Source organism: Citromicrobium bathyomarinum (genome assembly GCF_038594605.1).
GTDB lineage: Bacteria > Pseudomonadota > Alphaproteobacteria > Sphingomonadales > Sphingomonadaceae > Alteriqipengyuania > Alteriqipengyuania bathyomarina_B.
Map to the genome: position 1 here is coordinate 1 of NZ_JBCFZM010000003.1, position 11,384 is coordinate 11,384.

The 11,384-nt window shown below is 62.3% G+C and carries 7 protein-coding genes; 2 read left to right on the forward strand and 5 right to left on the reverse strand.

The genetic code is table 11. The annotated features are described in order from the left end of the window. The coding region (locus AAG612_RS11440) for a strawberry notch family protein (protein WP_342510350.1) at window positions 1-2,841 on the forward strand (2,841 nt) is incomplete at its 5' end. Window positions 2,842-2,945: 104 nt separating this feature from the next. Beyond that, window positions 2,946-4,919 (forward strand): ParB/RepB/Spo0J family partition protein, encoded by a 1,974-nt coding sequence (locus AAG612_RS11445; RefSeq protein WP_253521862.1) that lies wholly within the window; start codon window positions 2,946-2,948, stop codon window positions 4,917-4,919. 395 nt (window positions 4,920-5,314) lie between these two features. Here the strand turns inward: AAG612_RS11445 and AAG612_RS11450 are convergent, their stop codons facing one another. The 5 genes from AAG612_RS11450 to AAG612_RS11470 all read right to left on the reverse strand — a co-directional run bounded on the left by AAG612_RS11450 (window position 5,315) and on the right by AAG612_RS11470 (window position 11,279). After that, window positions 5,315-6,304 carry a DUF4238 domain-containing protein gene (locus AAG612_RS11450; RefSeq protein ID WP_253521864.1) on the reverse strand — a complete coding sequence of 330 codons (990 nt, stop codon included), beginning with the start codon at window positions 6,302-6,304 and terminating at the stop codon, window positions 5,315-5,317. 203 nt (window positions 6,305-6,507) lie between these two features. Beyond that, on the reverse strand, window positions 6,508-7,437 hold the full coding sequence (locus AAG612_RS11455; protein WP_253521868.1) for a TIR domain-containing protein: 930 nt from the start codon (window positions 7,435-7,437) through the stop codon (window positions 6,508-6,510). Continuing rightward, a complete protein-coding gene (locus AAG612_RS11460; RefSeq protein WP_253521870.1) occupies window positions 7,434-7,997 on the reverse strand; it encodes a Mov34/MPN/PAD-1 family protein in 564 nt (187 codons plus the stop codon). Before AAG612_RS11460 ends, AAG612_RS11455 begins: the two co-directional genes overlap by 4 nt. After that, entirely contained in the window at window positions 7,975-9,678 is a 1,704-nt protein-coding gene (locus AAG612_RS11465; protein ID WP_322295778.1) for a ThiF family adenylyltransferase, read from the reverse strand. Before AAG612_RS11465 ends, AAG612_RS11460 begins: the two co-directional genes overlap by 23 nt. Then, window positions 9,678-11,279 carry an adenylate/guanylate cyclase domain-containing protein gene (locus tag AAG612_RS11470; protein WP_253521875.1) on the reverse strand — a complete coding sequence of 534 codons (1,602 nt, stop codon included), beginning with the start codon at window positions 11,277-11,279 and terminating at the stop codon, window positions 9,678-9,680. The genes AAG612_RS11465 and AAG612_RS11470 overlap by 1 nt, the downstream gene beginning before the upstream one ends. Between the last annotated feature and the right edge of the window lie 105 nt (window positions 11,280-11,384).

Below are 11,384 nucleotides of genomic sequence, written 5' to 3' on the forward strand. Positions count from 1 at the left end.
GACTCCTACCGCCAAGGCTTCTTCCTCGGCGACGGAACCGGAGCGGGCAAAGGACGGCAGATCGCCGCGGTCATCATGGATCGCTGGCTCGCAGGCGAGCGCCGACATGTCTGGATCACCAAGAACGAGGCGCTGCTCGAAGATGCACGCCGCGACTGGGAAGCCCTTGGCGGGCTGCCGCTCGATCTCCAGCCGCTCTCGCGCTGGAAACTCGGCCAGCCCGTAAAGATGTCCGAAGGCATCCTCTTCGTCACCTATCCGACGCTGCGCTCGGGCCGCGCCGAGGATACGCGGCTCGACCAGATCCTTGCCTGGGCGGGCGAGGATTTCGACGGCGTGATCGCTTTCGACGAAGCCCATGCGATGGCTAATGCGCTCGGGGGCTCTTCAATCCGCGGCAAGGTCAAGGGCTCCGAACAAGGGATGGCGGGCCTCAGGCTGCAGAACCATCTCCCGCGCGCCCGCGTGCTCTACGCGTCTGCCACTGGCGCTTCGGATATCGCCAACCTCGGTTACACTTCCCGCCTCGGCCTTTGGGGACCCGAGACCGCTTTTCCGACCCACGAGGCATTCATGACCGAGATCCGCGCTGGCGGCGTCGCGGCGATGGAGCTCGTCGCCCGTGATCTCAAGGCCCAGGGGCTCTATCTTGCCCGTGCGCTGTCCTTCGCCGGGGTCGAGTACGAGATCTTAGAGCACTGCCTGACCGAAGCGCAGGTGCGGATCTACGACGCCTATGCTGATGCCTGGGCGATCATTCACCGCAATCTCGAAGCCGCGCTCGAGGCGACCCGTGTGGTCGATGAGGACAGCGGCGATACGCTCAACCGGAATGCCAAGGCGGCAGCGCTTTCGATCTTCGAAGGCACCAAGCAGCGATTTTTTGCCCAGCTCCTGCTCTCGATGAAGCTGCCCAGCCTGATTCCGGCGATGGAAGCGGCGCTTGGCGAAGACCATTCGGTAGTCGTGCAGCTGGTCTCGACCGCCGAGGCGATGCTCGACCGGCGCCTTGCCGACCTCTCCGACGAGGAGCGTGAAGCGCTCGATATCGATCTGTCCCCGCGCGAATACGTTATCGATTACCTTACCAAGAGCTTTCCGGTGCGCCTGATGCAGGTCTTCGCCGACGAGGACGGCAATATTCGCTCCGAGGCGATGAGCGATGAGCTGGGCAATCCCGTTTTCTGCCCGCGCGCCATGGCCGCGCGCGATGCGCTGATCGAGCAGCTCTGCGCGCTGCCGCCCATCGCCACTGCGCTCGATGCGATCATTGAACACTTTGGAGCCGAAGCCGTGGCCGAAGTCACGGGTCGGACCCGCAGGCTGGTCCTGGGGCGCGATGGTCAGCAGAGGCTCGAACGGCGAAGCCCCAGCGCCAATGTCGCCGAAGCGCAAAGCTTCATGGACGGGACCAAACGCATCCTCGTCTTCTCGGATGCGGGCGGGACGGGACGATCCTACCATGCCGACCTTCATGCGAAGAACCAGCAGCGCCGAGTCCATTTCCTGCTCGAGCCGGGCTGGCGGGCCGACAACGCTATCCAGGGGCTCGGCCGCACCAACCGCACCAACCAGGCCTCGGCCCCGCTGTTCCGACCGGTGACCACCGACGTGAAGGGCGAACGCCGGTTCATCTCGACCATTGCGCGCAGGCTCGATGCCTTGGGTGCGCTGACGCGCGGCCAGCGCCAGACCGGCGGGCAGAACCTGTTCGACCCGGCAGACAATCTCGAAAGCGACTATGCGCGCGACGCGCTCAGCCGCTGGTTCCAGCTGCTCTATGACGGCAAGCTCGAAGCCACCACCTTCGGCAACTTCGTCGAACGTACCGGCCTCCGCCTTGAAAACCCCGATGGCGGACTGACCGACAATCTCCCGACGATCCAGCGTTGGCTCAACCGCATCCTCGCGCTACCGATCGCACTCCAGAACGCGATCTTCGACGAATATCTCGGCCTCGTCGAAGCGCGGATTGAAGCTGCGCGCGAGGCCGGAACGCTCGACCAGGGACTGGAGACCGTGAGGGTCGATCGCTTCACGGTCCTCGCCGATGAACTCCTGCGCACCGATCCCGTGACCGGAGCCGAGACCCGCCTCGTCTCGCTCGAAGTGACGAGGCACCTTCGGCCTCTGCGATTGCAGCGCCTGGTGCGGATGCACGAGATCGGCAGTCGGCACGCGATCCCGATGCGCAATATGCGGTCAGGCAAGGTCGCGCTGTCGGTTCCAGCCCGTCGCCTCATCGCCGACGACGGGGCCGTGATCGAACGCCGGCGCCTGCTGCGCCCGCTCAAGTCCGCGAACCGGACCCTTGAGGCACTCGCCGAGAGCCACTGGGAAGAAATTGGCGTCACCGCATTCACCAGCACCTGGCGGACCGAGGAAGAAGAGGCGGCCAAATCATCGGTCACCGAGCGCGTCCATCTCGCCACCGGACTTCTGCTTCCGGTTTGGAAGCGCCTTCCCGGCGATCATGTCCGCGTCACCCGGCTCGTTGCCGAGGACGGCCAGTCGATCATCGGGCGCGAAGTGCTCGATGTCGATCTCGCGGCAATTGCCGATACCTTTGGCCTTTGCGGAGTTACCGGGCCAGCTGCAGAGCAGATCGGCGACCTGGTCCTCTCAAGCGGAAAGCCGCTGGTCCTCGCAAGCCACGATGCCTTGACCGTCAAGCGATCGCTGGTCGGCGGCGAACAGCGCCTTGAACTGACCGGATTCTCGCCGGATCGCCTCGACTGGTACAAGGGCAAGGGCTGCTTCACCGAGATCATCCGCTACCGCACGCGGCTGTTTGTCCCGGTTTCGAGAGCTTCGTCGGTCCTCCCCGCGCTTGCCGCCTGATCCCTCGGGCAAACCCCAATCTAAGAATGAGAGTGGAGGGAGCCCTTTGGGCTTGTGGGCCTCGTGATCCTCACCTGCGCCTTCATTCCATCAGGAGAACACCCATGATCCAGTCGATCCCCTTGAAGAAGCTTGTTCCGAGCCCGCGCAACGTTCGCAAATCGAGCGACGTGCTGGCCGACCTCCAGCTGCGGGCAGACATTGCTGCGCGCGGCCTGCTGCAGAACCTCGTCGTGCGCAAAGGAAAGCGCGGCAAATTCGAGGTCGAGGCCGGTGGTCGCCGTCTCGCCGCGCTGCAGGCGCTGGCCGAAGATGGCACCTTGCCCGACAACCACGAGGTCACCTGCCTCGTCATCGAAGGCGAGGAAAGCGAAGTGCGTGAGGCCAGCCTTGCCGAGAACTTCCAGCGTCTCGCGATGAACCCCGCCGACGAGGCGCAGGCCTTCGCGGCGATCATCGAGGCGGGCGCTACCACCGAAGACGTGGCGCGCCGCTTCGGCCTCACCGTCCGTTTCGTCGAAGGGCGCCTGCGTTTGGCAAGTCTGGCACCCTGCGTCTTCGAAGCACTCGCTGAGGGTACGATCACGCTCGACATGGCCAAGGCCTACGGCGCGATCTCCGACATCGAGCGCCAGGCGCATGTTTATGCCGAGCTGCAGGACGCCTGGTACCAGGTCACCCCTGACACCATCCGCCGCATGGTGCTTGATGCCACGGTGCGCGGTTCCGATCCGCGTGCCGTGCTCGTCGGACGCGATGCCTACCTCGCCGCAGGCGGCCGGATCGAGCGCGAACTGTTCGACGATGATGCCAGCGAAAGCTGGATCGATGTCGCGCTGCTCGAAGACCTCGCGCACAAGGCCATGGAAGAGGCGGCACAAAAGACCGCACTCGAATATGGCCTTGCCTGGGTGCGCCCGACCCTTGGCACCTATGTCAGCCATGACCTTGTAGAAGGTCTCGGTCGCTTGCCCTGCGAGCCTGCGCCGATGACCGAGCAGGAAGCGCAGGAGCTCGGCGAGCTCGAGGCCGACTACGACCGCGTCGCTGCCGTGCTCGAAGACGAGGACAGCGACGAGGAGGAGATCGCCAAAGCCGAGCAGGAACTCGTCGTTGTCGACCGGGCCATGCGCGCGCTCAATGATCGTCCCCCTGTGCTTGCCGACGAACTAAAATCCGAGGCTGGTGCTTTCCTCGTCCTCTCGCGCAATGGCGAACCGACACTGGTCCCGCAGTTCTATACCGAGACCGAAGTCATCGCTGACGAAGGTGTGGTCGAGGCCATCGAGGAAGGTGGAACGGCGAAGCCCAAGGGGAGCGCGCTCTCACAGCGCCTGCTCGACGAGCTTGCAATGCAGCGCCGCGACATCTTGGCGATCCATCTCGCCAACGATCCGGCACTGGCGCTCGACTTCATGGTCTTCACGCTCGCTGATGCTGATGGACATGACTGGCGGGCCAAGAAGGCATCGACGCTGGTCGGCTCTGTCGCGTCCGGCCCCGTCACCGGGTTCGAAGCCAAGGACGCACCGGCAAGTGCTGCCCTTGCCGAGTTCGCCGGGTCGCTCGATGAAAGCTGGCGTGTCGGCGAGACCGACGTCGAACGGTTTGCGAGGTTCCGGGCGCTCTCCGACGAGGCGCGCTCGGCTTGGCTTGGTCATGTCGTCTCGCGCACGCTTGTCGCCAGTCTCGCCTGCGAAGGCGAACGCTCGGTGCCGCTGCACGAGGCGCTCGGCTCACTTCTCGAAATCGAGACCGCGCATTGGTGGCGTCCCACGGCGACGAATTACTTCGATCGTGTGGCCAAGGCCCGCACGCTTGAAGCGCTCGATGCCGCCGGCGGTCCCGAACTGGTCAGTCGCTATGCCGCCTCCAAGAAGTCCGAATTGGCAAGCGCTGCCGAACGCATCTTCTCGGGCAACTTCATCGGCGAGGAACATATCAAGGAACGGGCGCAGGCCTGGGTGCCTTCGATCATGCGTTTCGCCGGTGCCGAAGAGGTCGAACCGGTTGACGCCGAAGCGGATGAGCCGGTCAGCAATGTTACAGCTGATGAGATAGCCGAGCAGGCTGCCTGACCCCTCCTGACAGGTCCAGGTCACTCGGCGGGCGGTCCGTCCCAATCGGGACGGACCGCCTTTTCGTATTCTCCTAGTGCGGCGTTCGTCCCAATACTCCTGAATCCTGACATTCTTAGTGCTGAGGCAGCGTATCTGCAGCCGCCGCCAGAGCCGCCGTTCGCAGCCCCGAAATCGTCCGTCGGTAGCTGCCGTTCATTCAACCGCCAGAAATTGTGGCAACTGGGTCGGTAGCTGCAAGGCAGCTTTCAGCTCGAGAAACAAGGAAGCAGACATCCGAGACACTGGCCCTCTCGGTGTAAACGAGATGCTCGGCATACGGCTCAGAAAGGACCGAAAGCGGGTGAACAAGTTCCGGGTGGCAAGTATCGACTACGGGCGCACAAGGGAGGGAGCTAATTAAAGAATCCATCTTGCTCCATAGTCTCTGTCAATCGCGCAGCCTTCTCTGGGGTATCAACATAGGGCGACAGAATGGGCCGTTTCCCAAATAGATGCCGCCAAATCATTCGCAGATGACCAGGCTCGAACTCTACATCGACATGCACCGTGGGCACGGTCGCGGCGTAATGCCGCACCAGGTCGTCGCAAGAGCGGTCCCGAGCAATATAGAGCCGATAGCCGAACTGAGCGACCGTCCTGTTGATCTTGCGAACCTTCGCCTTGTCGCTCAGCACACGGTGCCGCATAACGCTGTTTACCGGACGAAGGCGCGTCGATCCGCGTAGCACCATACCTGCATCGATTGGGAAAATGAGCTCGATCTCTCCATCCTCGGGGTAGGGTATGCGAGCATGAACTGGTTGGTCGGGATCGTAGAAGCAAACTGGATTGTCGGTAGTCAGGAACGGCAAGTCGGTCTTGTTGTGGAGGACCTCAAAGCCCATCCGGAAGGCCAAATCGCCGCTACCCATAATGTCCTGGGGCATATTGGCTAGGCTCTGCTCGGGATTGATGCCAACGGGGACGTGGTCGAGCTTCCCAGCATATTCCGCCAGATCCGCGGGCAGCGCCCCGACCGCTTCTAAAGTCTGGATCTCCGCGCGCATCTTTTGTGCCAGCAGATATTCATGTCGTTCACGCGCCGCCGGCACACGCGCCATTAGGATCGCAACCATCCCAAGTAGATTGAAGGAAATAGCCGGCGAAAGGCGCTTCGCACGCGCGGCGGCGACAGTGATAGGCCACACAGTCTCCACACGATTCCAATGATCTTCCCAAGACGTGTCATCACGTCCGCCATCCTTGGATGGGAGCGAATAATATAGTTTGCGATACGCGATCGAGCCAGGCTGTGATGGCTGCGGGTCATCAGGTTTGTCGTCAAAGTAAGCCCAGACTCGGCCGTCCGGGCCTGTGAAACCCGCCATATAGGTGATCGACAAATAGTGATGTTTGCGAAGCTTTCTCCCCGCCCCACCGCTACCGGCCTTGAGTCGGCTGAATGGAACAACGTCGCCATCGGTAGGGACTAGCCCCCAATTCCAACGAAACATCGATCCTCGAGGAAAATGCATTTAGTTATCGACGTCCTTCAAATGGTAACCGGGCTGGCGCAGCCCAATGACCGGCGATTGACCTGGCTGTTCTAATTTTTCTCGATTAGCGAAGCGCGAACACCCATTTCCTCGATGATGGCACTGATCCGATCGATCACGGGGCCGAGCGCCACAGCCCGAGCACTGGCTTTGTCAGCAGTTGCATAGGGAAGCGGCGTCAGACCCTTGAAGTCGGACGGCAGTGTCACATCGGTGCGTTGCGGCACCAGCAACAGAGTGCGATGGCGGCCAAGGCGGGACATGAAAAAGCCGAGCTCGAAGATGACGTTGTCGCGCGGGACCGCCGATGTCTTGCCGCGAGCTGTGACGAGATCATCGGGCTCGCAGAGCGCAACGCCGAAGTCTGCAATGTTGACCTGCTCCTCTAGGGCTTCGATCGGATACCCGCCGGCCGGAAAGATCATATCGTCGCTCCAGATCTCAATGTCCGCATCGTGGGAAAGCCCGACGCGAATGGACTTTGCGATCGGTAGCGCCTCCGCAGAGCAGATCATGAACACCCGGGGGCGTATATTGGCACGGTTTACGAAGCGATTCCTCTGTTCGAGCCGCCCAGCAAGGTCCCGGGCGACGAGGCGCCACATCTCGGGATGCGCTTCGCCGACCTCGGCAAACTTCTCATAGCCAACTTTCAACGTGACCACGTCCTCGACCGCTTCGATGGACGCGGATCGGCCGATGCTGGGATTTATGGCCGACATCTCGCCGATGGTGCAGGGTGGCTCGCGGTGATAGAGGCGCACCCCGTTGATGATGATTAGGCCTCGGCCGGACAGCAGAAAATGTACCGACCGATCGCTGTCACCTTGCTCGATGATATTCTTGCCCGCGGCGAATTCGACCAAATCGCCGGCATCGGCAAAGGCCGCAGCGATCGTCTCGTTGCCGCGAATAATCTTCTGGCCGAGCAGCGCGTCGATCAACACCGCGCGATCCTCATATCGTTTCTTCAAGCTCAATCGTTCCTCCTGTTGATGTCTTTCCTGCGCCACCAGCCTGACCGCTTCCAAGACCATAGGGTGGGCTTGCCGGAAAGGGTCGGATCATCGGCCGGCCTCGGCTCAACGCGGATCTCGACCCGCGTCGGCGCCGATCCTGGCGTGAAGGCCGTTGCGCCAAGTTCGATACGCTCGCCGCCGTCGAGGCGGATGATGAGCAGGACCGCGAACAACGGCGCGTCGGAGCCGTCTTCTACGATCAGCTGCATCTGCGCCAGATCGGTGGTGCTCGGAACCGGCAGGTATAGGGGATGGGAATGCCACTCGCCCAGATAGTTGAAGCGCGCATAGTCGGCGCCGGTTCGGCGGAAGAAGCTCCGCATGAAGCGACGATGTTTCTTGGGATGGCGAACGAAGCAGCTCTCGGTTCCGCCCGAACGCTGAACCGACAGATCGACCACGCGGAATTCTTCGTCTGCGACGTGCTCGCCCACAAGCACACCGCCAATTTCACGGGTGCCGGCGCGCGACAGCGCTTTTTCGAACTTCGCGATGAGATCAGGCGGCAGCGTTACGATCATGACGTTCCTTGATCAGGCGCTGCACGGTGGCCAAGCCGTTTGGATCCATTGCCGGCGTGACTTCCGGCTCCGGTTGGCCGAGGTCTACCGGAAAGGTGTGGAACGGCTGTAAGAAGAGCCATTCCGCCTTCAGCCCGAGTAGATAGGCAGAGACGGGAAAAGCCGACTCGCCAGGCGACAGGAGTGTGTCGATAGCGAATCGCGTGGCGTGCGCTGCGATCACGGCAACGTCGGCATCATCGGCGATCATCGGGCCACTCAAAGCGTCGATCCCGTACCCCGCGGTTGCACGCGGCGCGACGACGTTCTTCTCCAAGCACACCGCTTCGATCCGCGCTCGCGCGATCTGCGGCGCAGGATCGAGACCGGGCCGCGACCGGGCGATCATTCCGCCGAACCCGCCACCATAAATCTCCAGCCACAGGAGCGGCTTCCGGGCTGCGGCGACAACCGACCCGAGCAAGTTAAACACGCGCGCATTGGCGGTCGCGTCGATGATCAGGTCACAGGTCTGCAAAAGCGCCAGCACGCCGTCGATACTGCCGCTGCTCTCCTGTCCGGCGAGCTGCTGACGGCGCACGGTGCACTTGGCGGCCGGCACGATCATCTCGATCCGGCGCTTCAGCCCCTCAGCCTTGTGATCGCCGACCGCGTCCCAGTCGAGATCGTGCCGAACAAGATTTTCGGGAAGCATCACATCGTCATCGACAAACAGGAAATTGCCGACGCCGCTGCGGGCCAGGCTGGTCGCGATCTTGCCGCCAGCCGAGCCGCACCCGACAAGACCCACGGTCATGGTCCCAAGGGCCGCGCGAGATGGCTCCATGCGAACGCCGCCGCCCTCGGGAAGGCATTTAAATTCTGTGACGGTGTCGGCCCCGTCCTTCACCCAGAACAGACGGGCGACGCCATCTGCGTGCACCAGGCACATATCCAGCACGTCGGAGACATAGCCCTCGGGATAGCTGCAGCCCGCTTCGGCAAGAGCCTTCTTTAACCCAGAAGCAGTTCCCAGCGCAGGAATCGGCATTCCGGCTGGTAGAATGGCGACATGCCCCTTCAGGGTCAGGCTAGATGCCTTCAGGGCTTCCGGGACCGTCGGGTCACGCCAAACAGGGTCCTCATCGCCGACTGTCAGCGGGATCACTACGTGCGTCGTCGAGCGCATGAAGAAGTCCATCGGCAGCAGTTGCGGGCCTGGCGTTGCATCGAGCTTGCTCGCAAGCGCCCGGGTCAGGACAAAGCCCACGGCCGAGGCGCGCAGTTGCTGACCCAGGCTTTCGACGTGGCGCGATGGCAGGACCGGATGCGCTTCGACATCATTCGGCGTTTCACCGTGCAAAAGCCGGTAAGCGCTCTCGACCATCTGGGCACCCGTGATGTCGGGCGTCCAATTGTCCGGGCCCCATTCGAGACATAGTTCGCCGCGTCCCCATTGGTGCTCCGACCATCGTTCGGGAGATTGGGGAAGAACCGAGATCGGGGTGTAAGGAAATGTCTGCGGATATGTCAGCCGGATCGGATAGCGCTTCGGGCCGATCTCGATCTCGGCATCGAAGCAGAGCCGGACCTGATCGTCGAAATAGATGCTGGCGACGGTGAACCAAGCCTCACGCCTCTCAAGGTCGGCAAGGGCTGCCTGTTCGGATGCCAGGCGGCCCAGATCACGCATATACCACATCAGGCGAAGCCTGCTGGCTTGGTCGGCGTGGCATCGCGATTCGGAAAGCGGAATGCGCTCGGCGCTGCAGCGGCCGGCGCGGCAATGATCGGCTCCAGAAGCGTCATCGCCATCGCGGCCTTCGCGACCTTGGCGGCCGCAGCCGTCGTATCCCCTTCGTCGGCGAGTTCCTCAAGCGCCACGTCATAGGTCAGGCCTGAGCGCTTCCGGCTGGATCCGAAAATCTTCTGTCCAGCGTTGGAACACCATCCATACGCGACCGCCCCGACCGCGGTCTCATCCCCGGCGCATCGACGCTGTTCGTGCTCCGAAGCCAGGATGGCTCGCCCCGTCGCGCAGCGGATCATCGACCCCTTCATGCCCAGGCGCGTCAGTGCGACGGGGCCGGCATCAAATCCGATTGCGATCCCGAGACCGGCAACGTCGACGCCCTCGTCCTCAAGCAACTCCAAAGCGCGGACGAAGCCGCTGCGCAGTCCGCCCGCGCACAGGATTGCGGTGCTCGCGCTTGCTTCGGTGTCGGCAGTCTGCGCGGTGCCTTCACCGATGACGCCGTGGACACAGTCGCCGATAAACCGGATTTTCCGCCCGCCGAAATCTTCGGTGAGCACGGCGTCGAGTTCAGCGCGCAGCACATGCAGTGCTCGCACGACGTCCATTGCATCATCGTCGTCGTCGATATGGTTGGCAACATAAGCGGTGAAGCCGTCGATGTCCGCATAAACCGAGATCGCGTCGTTGCGGCGCGAATTGCCAGGCGTCAGCACCTCCAGATCGAGATCGGCGAACGGCGGGGTATGCCCGCTAAACGAAAACTTGCCGATCGGATTGGCTTCGAGGTCCTTTTTCCAATCCCGGACGATACCATCCGCGGTCACGGCGAGCGCCGCTTCTTCCTGGCTATCGCCCACCTCGGCTGGGGTCAGCGCGCTGATATCTTCGTCATCCACCGCATCCAAGTCGATGGCGCCGCGCGCTTCGTTGGACAGATAGATGCCGGTGTTGGTTCCGCCCCCGGCGCGCTTGGCGGCATGGTTTGCCGGTACGCCCAGGAAGAGCGGCTCGGAACTGCCACGCCGGCCGTTCCGAACCGCCAGGGCCAGGCCTGTGTCAATGCCGACCCTGACCTTTGCCGATGGAATTTTGTCGTCACCATCCTCGCCGGTCTTTGCCAGGACATCCATAATCAGCTGGCCGATCGCCACCGCCTTGTGCACGCGCGCGGCTTCGTCGCCATACGGCTTGGCGACCACCAGATGCAGCCGTTGATTGTGAAAATCGACCTGAATCGCATCCACCCCGGCGATGATCCGGTAGACGGCGCGATAATGAAGGTTGAGAAAGCGAAGGGTCCGCTTGTGGCACGTCTCGCCCTCGACCTCGGTCGACTGCAGCATCTCGCCCAAGTTGAGAATGTCCGCATAAACATGGACGCCGTCAACGCGATACGCCTTGTTCCGCGCGAGCCCATGCAGGTCGGTATCGCGCACATAGTCCTTGATCTCGACCGTCTCGACCTCCTTCAAGCGGGTTGCCACCCGTTTGTCGGTTGTCTCGCTCTTCCACACCTTCTTTGCCATGATATTGAAATCCCTGTTCATTTTCCGCTTAGGGCGATTTGCCAGCAGATTTGTTGGCAAGCCATAAACCATGTTTTTCCGTTTGCCAACAGAATTGATGGCAGCTAGGGGTGCTCACTGGTGCAG